This is a genomic window from Sulfitobacter sp. NFXS29, from assembly GCF_040148765.1.
GTDB lineage: Bacteria > Pseudomonadota > Alphaproteobacteria > Rhodobacterales > Rhodobacteraceae > Sulfitobacter.
Genome location: NZ_JAGDED010000009.1, coordinates 67,101 through 80,846, shown reverse-complemented (window position 1 = coordinate 80,846; position 13,746 = coordinate 67,101). Strand labels below are relative to the sequence as shown.

General features: G+C 61.9%; 12 protein-coding genes. 10 read left to right on the top strand and 2 right to left on the bottom strand.

Annotation, left to right across the window (positions count from 1 at the left end; genetic code table 11):
• Nucleotides 1–28: 28 nt before the first annotated feature.
• The 7 genes from J3456_RS14435 (at nucleotide 29) to J3456_RS14405 (ending at nucleotide 7,700) form a co-directional block, all read left to right on the top strand.
• Nucleotides 29–727 (top strand): GntR family transcriptional regulator, encoded by a 699-nt coding sequence (locus J3456_RS14435; RefSeq protein WP_349580835.1) that lies wholly within the window; start codon nucleotides 29–31, stop codon nucleotides 725–727.
• 132 nt (nucleotides 728–859) lie between these two features.
• Nucleotides 860–1,822, top strand: a complete 963-nt coding sequence (locus J3456_RS14430; RefSeq protein WP_349580834.1) for a dihydrodipicolinate synthase family protein — start codon at nucleotides 860–862, stop codon at nucleotides 1,820–1,822.
• A gap of 174 nt (nucleotides 1,823–1,996) precedes the next feature.
• On the top strand, nucleotides 1,997–2,788 hold the full coding sequence (locus J3456_RS14425) for a cyclase family protein (RefSeq protein WP_349580833.1): 792 nt from the start codon (nucleotides 1,997–1,999) through the stop codon (nucleotides 2,786–2,788).
• A 3-nt stretch (nucleotides 2,789–2,791) separates the two neighbouring features.
• The gene (locus J3456_RS14420) at nucleotides 2,792–3,271 is read left to right on the top strand and encodes a MarR family winged helix-turn-helix transcriptional regulator (protein ID WP_349580832.1); all 480 of its coding nucleotides are present in this window, start codon (nucleotides 2,792–2,794) and stop codon (nucleotides 3,269–3,271) included.
• 9 nt (nucleotides 3,272–3,280) lie between these two features.
• The gene (locus J3456_RS14415) at nucleotides 3,281–5,431 is read left to right on the top strand and encodes a thiamine pyrophosphate-dependent enzyme (protein ID WP_349580831.1); all 2,151 of its coding nucleotides are present in this window, start codon (nucleotides 3,281–3,283) and stop codon (nucleotides 5,429–5,431) included.
• Nucleotides 5,428–6,972 carry an indolepyruvate oxidoreductase subunit beta family protein gene (locus J3456_RS14410; RefSeq protein ID WP_349580830.1) on the top strand — a complete coding sequence of 515 codons (1,545 nt, stop codon included), beginning with the start codon at nucleotides 5,428–5,430 and terminating at the stop codon, nucleotides 6,970–6,972. Before J3456_RS14415 ends, J3456_RS14410 begins: the two co-directional genes overlap by 4 nt.
• A 125-nt stretch (nucleotides 6,973–7,097) precedes the next feature.
• Complete coding sequence (locus J3456_RS14405) at nucleotides 7,098–7,700, top strand: LysE family translocator (protein ID WP_349580829.1); 603 nt, start codon at nucleotides 7,098–7,100, stop codon at nucleotides 7,698–7,700.
• Here J3456_RS14405 and J3456_RS14400 read toward each other — a convergent pair.
• Nucleotides 7,697–9,472 (bottom strand): glycoside hydrolase family 15 protein, encoded by a 1,776-nt coding sequence (locus tag J3456_RS14400; protein WP_349580828.1) that lies wholly within the window; start codon nucleotides 9,470–9,472, stop codon nucleotides 7,697–7,699. The two genes, J3456_RS14405 and J3456_RS14400, sit on opposite strands and share 4 nt — an antisense overlap.
• Before the next feature lie 45 nt (nucleotides 9,473–9,517).
• The gene (gene otsB / locus J3456_RS14395) at nucleotides 9,518–10,267 is read right to left on the bottom strand and encodes a trehalose-phosphatase (RefSeq protein WP_349580827.1); all 750 of its coding nucleotides are present in this window, start codon (nucleotides 10,265–10,267) and stop codon (nucleotides 9,518–9,520) included.
• Between the two features lie 238 nt (nucleotides 10,268–10,505).
• Here otsB and J3456_RS14390 point away from each other — a divergent pair, with 238 nt between their 5' ends.
• From J3456_RS14390 to J3456_RS14380, 3 genes are all read left to right on the top strand, one after another.
• On the top strand, nucleotides 10,506–11,480 hold the full coding sequence (locus J3456_RS14390; RefSeq protein WP_349580825.1) for a DNA topoisomerase IB: 975 nt from the start codon (nucleotides 10,506–10,508) through the stop codon (nucleotides 11,478–11,480).
• A 93-nt stretch (nucleotides 11,481–11,573) separates the two neighbouring features.
• Nucleotides 11,574–12,170, top strand: coding sequence for an exopolysaccharide biosynthesis protein (locus J3456_RS14385; protein ID WP_349580824.1), 597 nt, complete (start codon nucleotides 11,574–11,576; stop codon nucleotides 12,168–12,170).
• A gap of 164 nt (nucleotides 12,171–12,334) precedes the next feature.
• Nucleotides 12,335–13,738 (top strand): alpha,alpha-trehalose-phosphate synthase (UDP-forming), encoded by a 1,404-nt coding sequence (locus J3456_RS14380; RefSeq protein ID WP_240791621.1) that lies wholly within the window; start codon nucleotides 12,335–12,337, stop codon nucleotides 13,736–13,738.
• Nucleotides 13,739–13,746: the final 8 nt, after the last annotated feature.

Genomic DNA, 13,746 nt, shown 5'->3' with positions numbered 1-13,746 from the left:
AAGAATTTCGAAAGGGCGGCATCCCCGCATGACCAGCAAACCTAAAACGGCGGAACGCAAGCGCGGGTCCGGGGCGCAATTTGTCTATTCTATCCTGCGGGATGAGATCCTTGATTTAACCCTGCTGCCCGGCAGCCCGATCGACGAGATTCGCCTATCCGAGCGTCTTTCGATGTCGCGCACGCCGATCCGTGAGGCTTTGGTGCGGCTGGCGAGCGAGGGGTTGGTGACCACGCTGCCCAACCGTTCGACCGTGGTGGCGAATATCGACTTCATGAACCTGCACACCTTCTTTGACGCGATGACGTTGATGTACCGTGTCACCACACGGCTGGCGGCGCAGTTTCACACCCCGGCTGATATGGCCAAGATCCGTGCGCGGCAGGCAGAGTTTGCCAAGGCCGTATCGGCGCAGGACGCGCTGTCGATGATCGCTACGAACCGTGAGTTTCATGCCGAGATCGCGCGGGCGGGGCGCAACCCTTACTACGAATCGCTTTGTTTGCGCTTGTTGGACGAGGGGCGCCGTTTGCTGCGGATGTATTACCAATCCTTCGACGATCAGCTTCCCAGTGAGTATGTCCAAGAGCATGAGGATTTGATCGCGGCCATCGAGGCGCGCGATATCGGGCGCGCGGATTCTTTGGCGGAGACCCATGCGGATCAGATTGTGCGGCAGATTCAGGCGCTGATATCGCGTGATCGGCGGCAGCATGTCGAACTCTAACTATCAGTAAATTGGCGATTTTCTCGCGCTCCGGAAGCTTGCGTTGATTTTATGTCGACAAATAAAATACAATAGCTAAGATGCAGCCGACCCCGGCAATATCGCAGCCGGATTCTGTGAATGGAGAGACAAATGACCCCTTCGATTTTTTCCGGCTGCATCCCGGCCCTGATGACCCCCTGCACGGCAGACCGGAGGCCCGATTTCGATGCGCTCGTGCGCATGGGCAAAAAGCTGATTGCCGATGGCATGAGCGCGGTTGTCTATTGCGGCTCTATGGGCGATTGGCCTTTGCTGACCGATGCAGAGCGGATGGAGGGCGTTGAGCGTTTGGTTGATGCGGGTGTGCCGGTCGTTGTTGGCACGGGTGCTGTGAACACCAAGCTGGCCGCCGAACATGCGGCCCATGCGCAAAAGGTTGGCGCGAAGGGGCTGATGTTGATCCCCCGCATCCTGTCGCGCGGCACGTCGGTTGCGGCACAGAAAGATCACTTCAAAACCGTTTTGTCGGCCGCGCCAGAGCTGCCTGCCGTGATCTACAACAGCCCCTATTACGGCTTCGCCACCCGTGCCGATCTGTTCTTTGCCCTGCGGGCCGAGCATTCGAACCTCGTGGGTTTCAAAGAGTTCGGCGGTGCGGATGATCTGCGTTATGCGGCGGAGAACATCACCAGCCGCGATGATGAAGTCACGCTGATGATTGGGGTGGATACCACCGTGTTCCATGGTTTCGTCAATTGCGGTGCCACGGGCGCCATCACAGGGATCGGCAATGTGCTGCCGCGCGAAGTGCTGCATCTTGTGGCCCTCAGCCAAGCCGCAGCGACGGGCGATGCCGAAGCACGCCAGCGGGCGCAGGAACTCGACGCGGCGCTTGGTGTTCTATCCTCCTTTGATGAGGGGCCGGACCTTGTGCTTTATTATAAGCATCTAATGGTGCTTGAGGGCCATGGGGAATATGCGTTGCATTTTAATGAGACCGACTCTCTGACCGACAGCCAGCGCGGCTATGCCGAAGCGCAGTATCGGCTGTTCCGCACATGGTATGCTGACTGGAGCAAGCAGGGCGGCGCGGTCGCGAAATACGCCGCCTAATCCCCCTCCCAACTCTCCCCGGCTGGGCAGGCCCGTCGCATTTGCGGCGGGCCGTTTTCGTTGTTTTGCGCCCTTTTGAAGAAGATAATTGCAAACGCATATAAATTTGACTAGCATCTTTTCATGGGCCAACGCATCGGGAGTGGGTGTGCCATTTGAGGGAGACTGTTTGAAATGAGTGCAACAGATTTAATGCGGGATTTCGGGGCGATGCTTGCCTCTGGCGGGGTCGAAGTGGTGGATTGTTCGGGCGTTTTGGGGCCGGATACGCCGATCCTGCAACTGCCAGCCGATTTTGCCAAGCCAACACCGAAGGTCGAGATTCACAGGATCAGCGAATATGACGAGGATGGCCCTTTCTTTGCCTGGAACTGGATGGTGCTGGGAGAGCATTCCGGCACCCATTTCGACGCACCGCATCACTGGATCACCGGCAAGGATTACGACGACGGCTTCACCGATACGCTCGACGTGCAGCGCCTCGTTGCGCCGGTGAATGTGATCGACTGTTCGCAGCAATCTCAAGAAGACCCGGACTTCCTGATCGACGCCAAGGGCATCAAGGAATGGGAAGCAGAATATGGTGAGATTGGTAAGGGTGAATGGGTCGTCATGCGCACCGATTGGGACGCCCGCGTCGATGACGAAGCGCGTTTTCTCAATGCGGATGAGACGGGCCCCCACAGCCCCGGGCCGACCCCGGATGCGATTGAATATTTGATGGACAAAAAGATTGTCGGCTGGGGCACCCAGTGCATCGGCACCGACGCGGGCCAAGCCGGTGGGATGGAACCGCCGTACCCTGCGCATAACCTGTTGCACAAGAACAATTGTTTCGGTCTTGCCAGCCTTGCCAACCTCGACAAGCTGCCGCCCAAGGGCGCGATCCTGATTGCGGCGCCGCTGAAGATCAAGAACGGCACCGGCAGCCCCATTCGGGCGCTTGCGCTGGTGCCGAAGGGCTGACCAGTGGCAGATACATCACGTTCTGAGGCGGGGAATGCGCCGCTGGATCAGATGGGCCTCGATAATTTCGCGCCCTATTTGATGAACCGGATTATGGGGCGGTATAACGCCGCCCTGTCGGCGGAGATGGCCGCACTTGGGCTGACCACGCCGCAAATGCGCTCTCTCGCCGTGCTGTCGGTGACCGATGGCATCTTGATCCGCGAATTGGCCGTTTATGCCGTGGTGCAGCAATCCACCCTGAGCCGCGCGCTCGACGCGCTGGTGCGCGACGGGTTGGTGCGGCGCGAGACCGATGCGGCCGACAGCCGTGCCACGCGCGTCTATCTGACCGACAAGGGGCAAGAGGCCTATGCAAGGCTTTGGCCGCATATGGCCGAGGCCTATGACGCGATGTTCAAAGGCATCGGCGCGGCCGAGAAAGAGGCCTTTGTCGCTACGCTGCGCACCATGCTGCGCAACATCCGAAAACACGATTTTTAAGAGGGTCCAATGGCCGAACGTTCGTTCAAGGCAGAGGTGGAACACCTGCGCAAAGGGGATGGCGACGTCTTCACAGGGGAGGGTATCCTCGCGATTACCAAGGCGCTGTTGGAAAACGGGGTCGGCTATGTGGGCGGTTATCAGGGTGCGCCGATCTCGCATCTGATGGACGTGTTGGCGGACGCCGAAGAGCTGATGGGTGAGCTTGGCGTGCGGTTTGAGGCGAACGCATCGGAGGCCGCAGCGGCGGCGATGCTGGCAGCGTCGGTGCACTACCCCATTCGCGGGGCGGTGACCTTTAAGGGGCCGGTGGGGGTGAATGTGGCTTCGGACGCGCTGGCGAACCTCAGTTCCTCCGGCGTGACGGGCGGCGCGCTGGTGATCGTGGGCGAAGACTATGGCGAGGGCTCTTCGATCATGCAGGAGCGCAGCCATGGTTTCGCGATGAAATCACAGTTCTGGATGCTCGATCCGCGCCCCAACCTGCCCTGTATCACCAAGGCGGTCAAAGACGGGTTTGAACTGTCGGAGGCGAGCAACACGCCGGTCATGCTGATGGTCCGCATCCGGTCTTGCCATGTGACGGGCAGTTTTGAGACGCGCGACAACCAGCGCCCACCGCTGACCGTGGCCGAAGCCGCCGCCAACCCGCGCTCGGACTTCAACCGCGTGGTTCTGCCGCCGATGTCTTATCTCCATGAGAAGGACAAGATCGAAAACCGCTGGCCCGCCGCTGAAAAGTTCATCCGCGACAATGGGTTGAATGAGTTCTTTGGCCCAGAGAAAGCGCCCTTGGGCGTCGTGGTGCAGGGCGGCATGTACAATTCGGTCATCCGTGCGCTGCAACGGCTGGGGCTGGCCGATATCCACGGCCAGACCGAAGTGCCGCTTTATGTGCTGAATGTCACCTATCCGCTGTTGCGGGACGAGTTCGACGAATTCTGCGCGGGCAAAGAGCATGTTCTGGTGGTCGAGGAGGGCCAGCCCGATCACATCGAACAGCAACTCGGCTCCTACCTCTACAGGCTCGAACGCAAGGTGAAGCTGCACGGCAAGGACGTGCTGCCGATGGCGGGCGAATACACCGGGCAGGTGCTGCTCGATGGCATGACTGCTTTCCTTAAGATCGCCGCGCCCGAAATGCTCCCCGGTGCCGTACGCGCCCCCAATGCCGAAGCGCCCGCGATCCCCGATCTGTCAGACACCGTGCCGATCCGCCCGCCGGGCTTTTGCACTGGCTGCCCCGAACGCCCGATATTTGCTGCAATGAAGCTGACCGAACAAGAACTGGGCAAGCACCAGATCACCGGCGACATCGGCTGTCACCTCTTTGGTTGCCTGCCGCCTTTCGAGATCGGCGGTTCGACCATGGGCTATGGCCTCGGCCCCGCATCCAACGCGGCCTTCGACGGAGGCGGCGACAAGCGGGTGATCTCGATCTTGGGCGATGGCGGGTTCTGGCACAACGGGCTTTCGACCTCAATCGGGAACATGGTGTTCAACAAATCCGACAGCGTCGCGGTGATCGTCGACAACTACTATTCCGCCGCCACGGGCGGGCAGGACGTGATGTCCTCGCGGGCGCATAACGACACGAAATCAACCAACAATCCGATCTCTAAGGCGCTGAAAGGGGTCGGCGTCGAATGGGTGCGCCAGATCGACCGGACCTATGACGTGGGCAAGCTGCGCGAGGTGCTGCGCGAGGCGCTGACCACCGATTATAAGGGGCCGAAGGTCATCGTGGCTTCCTCGGAATGTATGCTCAACAAGCAGCGCCGCGAGAAACCCCTGCGCAACAAAGCGATCAAGGAAGGCCGCCGGATGGAGGTGCCGCGCTTTGGCGTCGATGCGGATGTCTGCACCGGGGATCATGCCTGCATCCGGCTCTCGGGCTGCCCGTCGCTGTCGCTCAAACGGCTCGACGATCCGCTGCGCGACGATCCGGTGGCGCATATCGATCAGACCTGCGTCGGCTGCGGCAATTGCGGCGAAGTGGCCGATACGGCGGTGCTTTGCCCGTCGTTTTACCAAGCGGATGTGGTGCACAATCCGACGCGGTTTGAGCGGTGGCGTGCCGATAAATCCAGCCAGATCATCGCTTGGCTGCAAAGACGGCGCGACGCCAAGCGGCTGCGCAGCGAAGGAGTGACGACGTGAATTTGGTTCTGCCGCAAAAGACACCCGACGCGCGTGTCGGCGAAATCACCAAGCTCGCGGTCATGGCCGTGGGCGGGCAGGGCGGTGGCGTCTTGACCGGGTGGATCGAATCCATGGCCCGGGCCGAAGGCTATGTCTGTCAGGCGACCTCGGTGGCGGGGGTGGCGCAGCGCACCGGGGCCACGATCTATTACGTCGAAATGGCCCGCAAAAGCGCGCTAGAGCCGGTCTTTGCCCTCGCCCCTGCGGCGGGCGATGTCGATGTGTTGATCGCGGCTGAGATGATGGAGGTTGGCCGCGCCGTGATGCGCGGTTTCGTGACGCCCGACCGCACCACGCTGATCGGCTCGACCCACCGCGCCCTCGCGGTGAGCGAGAAGATGGCCCCCGGCGATGGCATTGCCAATGCCGATGAAGTGCGCGCGGCGGCTGAGATCGCGGCGCAGAAACTGGTGCTCGAAGATATGGAAGGGCTGGCCGTGGGCGCGGGCTCTGTTATCTCGGCCTCGCTCTTTGGCGCTTTGGCCGGGTCTGGCGCGCTGCCGTTCCGCCGGGAGGCCTATGAGAATGCGATCCGCGCCGGGGGCAAGGGGGTGGAGCCCTCGTTGCGTGCCTTCGCCGTGGGCTTTGACGCGGCACAGGGCCGCCTGCCCGACGCCGCCCCGGACCCTGTGGAAGACCCCGAAACCGCATTTCGCCTTGCCGGGCCTGACGCGCTGCAAAGCCCGTGGGACGCGCTGGTCACCCGCGCCGATGCGCTGCCCGAAGCGGTGCATGATTTGGCTTTTGCGGGGCTTGCCAAGGTCGTAAACTACCAAGACTGCGCCTATGGCACGCTCTATCTTGACCGGCTCGATACCGTGTTGGCCCGTGACACCGCCGCGCAGGACTGGCGGCTCTCGGCGGCCGCGGCGAAATATATTGCCAATGCCATGGCCTATGATGATGTTATCCGCGTGGCAGACCTGAAAACCCGCGCGCCGCGCTTTGCGCATATCCGGCAAGAGATGCGGGCGGGCGATGCCAACCTGATGCAGCTGACCGAATACTTCCACCCCCGCGCCGACGAAATCGCGGGCCTGATGCCTGCCCGTCTTGGCGCAAAGGTAGAGGCGAGCGAGAAGTGGATGGCGCGGCTGAACCGCTGGTTCGACAAGGGCCGCCGCCTGCGCACCGACCGGCTGCCTGCGTTTCTCATGCTGCATGTTCTGGGCGGGCTCAAAGGGTATCGTTTGAAAACCCACCGCCATGCCATCGAAGTCGCCCATCTCGACAGTTGGCTGTCGCGCTGTTTGGCGGAGGTTGAGGCCGATTACGACTCGGCGGTTGAACTGGTGAAATGCCGACGACTCATCAAAGGCTATTCCGACACCCATGCGCGGGGTTTGGGCAAGTTCGACAAGGTGATGGATGCCGCCGCGCTGCTGCGCGGGCGAAAGGACGCGGCGCAATGGATCGCGCGGCTGCGCGAGGCGGCATTGCAAGATGCCGAAGGAAAGGCGCTCGACGGGGCCATCGCGACGGTGCGGTCTTTCGTCTAGGGGCGGTGCACGTTTTCTGGGCAGATGTGGGGCGGATCAACCTCCCGACGGGGCGGGCGCCCAAGCTCTGTTGACCGGGTGGCACAGCCCCGCATAGCTGGGGGCGCACAAAGGGGGCATCGGCCATGGAACTGTCGCATCTCATCGCCTTTAACATCGCGCTTATCGCGTCGATCCTCAGCCCCGGCCCGGCCTTTCTGATCGCGCTGAAAACGACGCTGAGTTCGGGGCGGCGGGCGGGTGTTGCTGTGGGGCTTGGGCTTGGCCTCGTGGCATCGTTCTGGACCCTCGCCGCGCTCTTGGGGTTGGAGGCCGTGTTCCTCGCTTTCCCATGGGCCTATGCTGTCGTGAAAACCCTGGGCGCGGTCTATCTGCTTTATGTGGCCTCTGGCATGTGGCGCGGGGCGCGGGCGCCGGTGGCAAGTACGGTGACCCCCGCCCGCCATGCCTTTCGGCAGGGGCTGATGATCAACATCCTGAACCCCAAGTCGGTGCTTTTCGCCGCGGCGGTTCTGGTGGTCATCTTCCCCGAGGGGATGCGCCTGAGCGAGAACCTTTTGATCGTCGCCAACCACCTGATCATCGAAGTTGCCTTTTACACCACTTTGGCCTTCGGCATGAGCCGCCCGGCAGTGAGCCAAGGCTACCTGCGCGCGAAGGTCTACTTTGACCGGGTGGCCTCAGTGGTGCTGGGGCTTTTGGGGCTGCGCCTGCTGTTCGCGCGTTAAAGCTCGGCTTCCCACCGCCGCGACAGGCGCATCGCGCCGTTGATGATACCAACCATGGAATAGGTCTGCGGGAAGTTGCCCCATCCCTCGCCGGTGGCAAAGGCGGTGTCTTCGGACATCAGGCCAAGGTGGTTGCGGGCTTCCAACAGCTCTTCGAACAGCTTGCGGGCTTCCTCTTCGCGGCCAATCCGTGCCAGCGCGTCGATCCGCCAGAAGGCGCAGACGTTAAAGCCGACCTCGGGCACGCCGAAATCATCCGCCTCTTCGTAGCGCAGCATAAAGGGGCCGCGGCCCAGCACTTCGGAAAGACGCTCGACCGTGGCGATGAACCGCGGGTCTTTCGGTGGCAGGAAACCGACCTCTCCCATCAACAAGACACTGGCGTCCAAGGTGCTGCCGCCAAAGCTTTCGACAAAGGCGCCGCGGTCTTCTGACCAAGCGTTGTCGAGGATCTTGTCGCGGATCACCTCGGCGCGCTCGGCCCAGAGGGCGGCGCGGTCGTCCAATTTCAAATGGCGCGCGATCTTGGCCAAACGGTCGCAGGCAGCCCAGCACATCAGCGACGAAGACGTGTGAATGCGGGCGCGGCTGCGCAGCTCCCAAATCCCGGCATCAGGTTCGTCGTGCAACTCCCACGCCTGCTCGCCCAAGGGCTCTAGCTGTTCAAAGGCCGTGCGCCCGGTGTTCATCGGCAGGCGGTGATCAAAAAACGCGGGCGCTGCACCGAGGATGATATTGCCATAGGTGTCGTGCTGGAAATGCTCATGCGCCTGATTGCCGATCCGCACCGGCCCCATGCCGCGGAAGCCTTGCAAGCTGGGTGAGATACGTTCGGTCAGCGCCGTCTCAAGCCCCAGCCCCAGCACGGGCTGGATATGTCCGCCTTCGGCATCCGCCACGGCATTCATCAGCCATTGGAAATAATGCTCCAACGTGCGGGTCGCGGCGAGGCTGTTGAGCGCGCGCACGGTGAAAAACGCATCGCGGACCCAGCAATAGCGGTAATCCCAGTTGCGCCCCGAATCCGGCGCTTCGGGCAGCGAGGTGGTGATCGCGGCGATGACACCGCCCGTGGCCTCATAGCTGCAGAGTTTCAGCGTGATCGCGGCGCGAATAACGGCCTCTTGCCACTCGAAAGGGATCGCCAAGCGCTGCGTCCAGCGCTGCCAATAGCGCGTGGTCTTGGTGCGAAAGGTGGTGCCGATCTGCTCAGGACTGTCCGACAGCGTCTCATCCGGGCCAAGGATGAAGGTCATCTCCCCTTCAAGGTTGATCATGCGCCCGTCCAACACATGGTCAATCGGCGCGTCGGTGGTCAGGCGCATGTTCTGCTCAGGCCCGACAAAGCGCACATGGTTCGACCCGCGGGTAAGCGTGGGGGCCACCTCCCCCCATTGAAAGCGCGGTTTTAGATGCATCCGCACGCGGGGCGAGCCTTCGATGCGGCGCACCTGCCGGACCAGCATCTGGGGGCGGAAACTGCGGCCATAGGCGGTGAAACGCGGGCAGAAATCAACAATCTCAACAGCGCCCTTGGCGCTGCGCAGGACCGTGCGCAGGATCGCGGTATTGGGCAGATAGCTCTGTTCGCTCTCGGTCATGTCTTCCAGTTCGACGGCAAATTCCCCGTCGCCTTCTTCGCCCGCGCCGTGGCCCATCAGACTGTGAAAGACCGGATCGCCGTCAAACCGTGGCAGGCAAAACCAGTTGATCGCCCCTTCGCGGCTGACCAGCGCCGCAACCGCGCAATTCCCGATGACACCCAGATCCATAAGTCCCTCTTTTCTATTCTCAATGCGTCTGCCGGGCGGGCCGGATCAGCGCAGAATTTCTTTCAGCCAATCGGCAAGGCCGGCCACATCTGCGATGCGATGCTGTGCGTCGGTTGGCCCTTGGCCGATCTTGATGCCAAAGCCACCCATGGCCTGCGCCGCGCGAAAGCCGTCTTCGTCCGTCACGTCGTCGCCCACCATCACCGGCAGCCGCTCGGCAAAGGCGGGGGAGGCCATGAATCGCGTCACCGCGCCGCCCTTGTCGACACCTTTCAGGGCGACTTCGCTGACCATCTTGCCATGCAGGCCGCGCAGGCTGGCGTCTTCGCCAACCAGCGTATCGACAAAAGCGCGGCAGGCCTCGCCCTGATCGGGGGCCTTGCGGTAATGCAGCGCAATCGCGCCGGGTTTGCGTTCTGACGTCACCCCATGCAGCACGGCGAATTCTTCCACCCGGTCGATCACGGGGGCGGGGATCCCTGCGCTCTGCTTTGGGGCGTGATCCGCCGCGGTGCTCAGCCGCAGCTCCAACCCATGCGAGCCAGAGACCGGCAGCCGCAGCGCGCCCAAGATGCGGTCCACATCCGCCAGCGCCCGGCCCGAGATCACCGCCACCGCCCCATCGGTCTGTGCAACGAGTTGCGTCAGCAGGTGGCGCGTCGCCTCCGGCAGGCAGGCGTCTTCGGGGTTGTCGACGATGGGGGCCAGCGTGCCGTCGAGATCAAGGAAAAACGCATGGCGCTCAAGCGGGATCACGGGCGGCAGATTGCTGTGCGACAGGGTGGGGCTATCCATAGGGTCTGGTCTATCCGTTTCAAAGCACTGGCGTTTTTAGGGCGTAGGCGTTTTCAGTCCGCGGGCGTTCCCACAAAACCTATGCGCCAGCGCAGCGAAATCAAAGGATTTATGCTGCAGCTGCGCAAAGATGCGCGTCCTGCGGGGCGGGAACCCAGCCAATGCAGCGGCGTTTGCCTAGACGGCGGGCAATCTGCGCGCCCCCGCAAGACCCCGCATCACACATTCGGAACCCCAGATGACCGCACCGTCCACGCTCAGGTACTACCCCGACAGCAAACCCGGCATCGCTCGGCGGCGCTGCGGGCGGGGGTTTTCCTATCACGCGCCCGATGGCCGCTGCATCAAGGACAAGGCCGAACGCGAACGTCTGGTAAAACTGGCGGTGCCCCCGGCCTATGAGCAGGTCTGGATCAGCCCTCATGTCAACGGTCACCTACAGGCGACGGGGGTCGATGCGCGGGGGCGCAAACAGTACCGCTATCATCCGCTCTGGTCCGAGGCGCAGGCGCAGGAGAAATACGCGAGCCTGCCCGAATTTGCCGAGACCCTGCCGCGCATCCGCCGCCGCGTGCGCCGTGACCTCAAGGAAGAGTTGGGCGAACGTGACTTTGCACTGGCCGCCGCCGTGGCGATGATCGACCGCCTGTCGCTGCGCGTCGGCAATCAAGTCTATGCCAAAACCAACCGCACCTATGGCACGCTGACCTTGAAACGGCGGCATCTGGTCTTGAAAGATGGGAAATTGCAGGCTTCCTTCATGGCGAAGGGCGGCAAGCGGGTCCGCCGACAGATCGCCAACCGTACCCTGATGCGCGCCTTGGAGAAAATCCGCGATCTGCCGGGCGCGGACCTGCTGACATGGCTCGACGAAGAGGGGGAGCCGCGCAGGCTGACTTCTTCGGCCCTCAATGATTATATCGCCGAGGCCGCAGGGACCGAAGGGTTCTCCGCCAAGACTTTTCGCACATGGGCCGGGTCTGTCGCGGCCTTTGACGTGGCGCTAAAGGACGATAAACCCACCATCAAAGCCATGGCCGAAGCGGCGGCCCAACGGCTACACAACACGCCCACCATTGCACGCAACAGCTATATCCATCCGCAGGTCATCGACCTTTGCCAAAACCCCCAAGACCTGCCGGACCCGCCTGATCTTGACGATATGACACAAGCCGAACGGGGGCTTTTGGCCTTTTTACGCAGCACCGCGTGACCCTGAATTGACGGGACGGGCGAACTTTAACCGCGCTCAGGCATTGTTAACATGAATAGTGGTATCGCCCGGCTGCAGAAGGACCGAAATTTCATGAACGAGACAACTGCCCCGACCCTCAGCGGTGTCCTTGACCAGATGGAGCATCTGTCCGGCGGCGCGGATCGGCAGATTACCGTGGAAGAAATCATCGATTGTCTGGGCAAACATTCATTTGCTTCGACGATCCTGACCTTCAGCCTGATCTCTACCTCTCCGGCCAGCGGCATCCCCGGCTTTACGGCGTTTATCGGGTTGGTGGTCTTGTTTCTGGTGGTGCAGATGATCTTTGGCCGCGAAAGCCTGTGGCTGCCGGGCTTTATCATGCGCCGCGACATCGCTGCGAAAAAGCTCCGTGCGGGGGTGCGCTGGCTGCGCCGCCCGGTGGATTTCGTGGATCAATATTTGCATCAGCGGTCGACCTTCATCCTGCACCGCCCGTGGATTTACTTGCCGTTGTTGATGGTGATGGCCCTGTCAATGTTCATGCCGTTCATGGAAATCGTGCCCACCTCCGGCTCTATCGCCTCGGCCATGATCGCCATTTTCGCGGCGGGCTATCTGATGCGCGACGGCAGGGTCGTGATTTTTTCCATGGTCCTTATGTCCCTGCTGCCGGTGGGGGTTGCATGGTTCTTTCTTGGGCGCTGAAAAAATAATCGCAGCGGTTTGCCATGCTGCGCCTGCAAAAGAATTGACCAAAGCCGACCAAGCTGGGAACCTTTACCGACCTAAACCATTAAACCGTTAGTGGTGGTCGGCGTTCCGCCTTAGCAGGCTCGGCGGCCAAAAATTGATTGTTCCCGAGGCATAAAATGGCTGGCAGATTAATTGTAATCTCAAATCGCATCCCGTCAGAGGCCGCCCCCTCTGGTGGGTTGGTCTATGCGCTTCACGAAACCCTGCGCAAGATCGGCGGCATCTGGATCGGGTCGCACCCCGAAACCACCGAAACCCCGTCAGAGAGCCTGAGCGAATATGGCGATCAGGGCAAATACACCCGGCTGAGCTTCAGCCTCAGCCCCGAAGATTACAAGAATTTCTACCTCGGTTTTTCCAACTCGGTGCTTTGGCCGGTTTGTCACCGTCGCGGCGATCTGGTGGAGTTGGACCGGGGGTTCGAGCGGGGCTACAGCGCCGTGAACGCGCGCCTTGCGCGGCAGGTGATGAAGGTGGCCCGGCCGGACGATATGATCTGGGTGCACGATTACCACTTCTTCCCCCTCGCAACAGAACTGCGCAAGCTGGGCTTTGCGGGTAAGATCGGGTTTTTTCTGCATATTCCCTTCCCCGCCTTGGGCGATATGGGCGCCCTCCCGCGGGAGGCCAATCTGGCGCATTGGCTGGCGGACTATGACCTCGTGGGCTTGCAAACCCGCGCTGACGTGGCGCGCTGCCTTGAAATGTTCCGCGCCGAAACGGACTCCGAGTTTTTGATGAACGGCACGATCAAATGCGGCTCACGGGCGGTGGCGCTGCGGTCGTTCCCCATCGGGATCGATGTAGAGACCTTTGTGCAGGCCGCCCAAGGCGGCAGCGCGCAGGACCGGCTTGCCGATGACATGGCGGGGGACATCGTGATCGGGGTGGACCGGCTGGACTACTCCAAAGGTTTGCCCAACCGCTTCCGCGCCTTTGGCCGGTATCTGGAAACCCGCGATGAGCGTGAGCGGCGGGTGAGCATGGTCCAGATCGCACCGCCAAGCCGCGAAGAGGTCGCCGCATACCGCGAGTTGCGCTACGAATTGGAAGAACTTGTCGGCCGGGTGAACGGCGAACATGGAGAGATCGATTGGACCCCACTGCGCTATATCCACCGCAACCTTGATCGCGATCTCTTGGCACGGCTTTACCGCCGTGCGCGGGTGGGGATCGTCACCCCATTTGCCGATGGGATGAACCTCGTGGCCAAGGAATATGTCGCGGCGCAAGACCCCGAAGACCCCGGCGTGCTGATCCTGTCGCATATGGCCGGCGCCGCCGAAGACCTGACGGATGCTATTCAGGTCAACCCGTACGACATCGAGGACATGAGCGAGGCGCTCAAGACCGCGCTTGCCCTGCCGTTGGAGGAACGCAAACGCCGCCATGCCAGTTGCATGGCGCAGGTGCGGGCGACGGATGTGAACCGCTGGAGCCAGAACTTTGTCGAAGCGTTGCAAGCCTGCCTGCCGACACTGGTGACCAAACCCGCCGCGCGGGAATGGACGGACGCCTAGCGGCGCGC

Excerpts from the sequence above, each read along its gene's own strand:
- J3456_RS14435 (WP_349580835.1), top strand. The coding sequence starts at position 29 with ATGACCAGCAAACCTAAAACGGCGGAACGCAAGCGCGGGTCCGGGGCG.
- J3456_RS14430 (WP_349580834.1), top strand. The coding sequence starts at position 860 with ATGACCCCTTCGATTTTTTCCGGCTGCATCCCGGCCCTGATGACCCCC.
- J3456_RS14425 (WP_349580833.1), top strand. The coding sequence starts at position 1,997 with ATGAGTGCAACAGATTTAATGCGGGATTTCGGGGCGATGCTTGCCTCT.
- J3456_RS14415 (WP_349580831.1), top strand. The coding sequence starts at position 3,281 with ATGGCCGAACGTTCGTTCAAGGCAGAGGTGGAACACCTGCGCAAAGGG.
- J3456_RS14405 (WP_349580829.1), top strand. The coding sequence starts at position 7,098 with ATGGAACTGTCGCATCTCATCGCCTTTAACATCGCGCTTATCGCGTCG.
- J3456_RS14400 (WP_349580828.1), bottom strand. The coding sequence starts at position 9,472 with ATGGATCTGGGTGTCATCGGGAATTGCGCGGTTGCGGCGCTGGTCAGC.
- otsB (WP_349580827.1), bottom strand. The coding sequence starts at position 10,267 with ATGGATAGCCCCACCCTGTCGCACAGCAATCTGCCGCCCGTGATCCCG.
- J3456_RS14390 (WP_349580825.1), top strand. The coding sequence starts at position 10,506 with ATGACCGCACCGTCCACGCTCAGGTACTACCCCGACAGCAAACCCGGC.
- J3456_RS14385 (WP_349580824.1), top strand. The coding sequence starts at position 11,574 with ATGAACGAGACAACTGCCCCGACCCTCAGCGGTGTCCTTGACCAGATG.
- J3456_RS14380 (WP_240791621.1), top strand. The coding sequence starts at position 12,335 with ATGGCTGGCAGATTAATTGTAATCTCAAATCGCATCCCGTCAGAGGCC.